The organism is Winogradskyella eckloniae (assembly GCF_013249045.1).
Lineage (GTDB): Bacteria > Bacteroidota > Bacteroidia > Flavobacteriales > Flavobacteriaceae > Winogradskyella > Winogradskyella eckloniae.
Genome location: NZ_JABRWP010000028.1, coordinates 1 through 571 on the forward strand (window position 1 = coordinate 1; position 571 = coordinate 571).

Here is a 571-nt window from a genome sequence, read left to right on the forward strand (position 1 = left end):
ATCTGCGTTTTTGGCTTACAATTTGAATGACCTGTTGTTCGAGTTTTAAACGTTTGTCTGCTCTATATTTATACTTGTAGAATGCATCACGTTTAAGCCCGAAAGACTTACAAATAGTAGTTAAAGACGCAAATCCTTTGGCTTTGTCTTTAGTTTTACTTACCGCTCTATATTTAGCTTTTTTTTTAGTTCGGCAACCGATTTATAACCAAGGTCTTCTGCAGCAACTTCCAGGTATGAATCTTGAATCATCGCATCCAAGTCTTTCTTTAACAACAATTTTTTTAGTTGTTCAATCTCTTTTTGAAGTGCTTTAATACGTGTTATTTCGTCTTTAGTTTTCACAGTTATTCTGGTGTTCATAAGGTCTTTTCGGTTATACTTCTTTATCCATTCATTAATGGTAGTTGGTGCAATACCATAAGCCTTACCTAGTTGATACTTGTTTAATTTTCCAGTTGTAAGTTCGTCTAAAATTTTCAGTTTAAAAGGTTCTGAATACCGTCTAATTACTTTGTCATTTTTGTACATAATGTTTAAAATTATGTAGCCTTTATTCAGGACGGGTCAA

The 571-nt window shown here is 32.9% G+C and carries 1 protein-coding gene; it reads right to left on the bottom strand.

The window, feature by feature from the left end:
• Positions 1–159: 159 nt before the first annotated feature.
• The gene (locus HNV08_RS16240; protein ID WP_173282413.1) at positions 160–531 is read right to left on the bottom strand and encodes a transposase; all 372 of its coding nucleotides are present in this window, start codon (positions 529–531) and stop codon (positions 160–162) included.
• Positions 532–571: the final 40 nt, after the last annotated feature.

Excerpts from the sequence above, each read along its gene's own strand:
- HNV08_RS16240 (WP_173282413.1), bottom strand. The coding sequence starts at position 531 with ATGTACAAAAATGACAAAGTAATTAGACGGTATTCAGAACCTTTTAAA.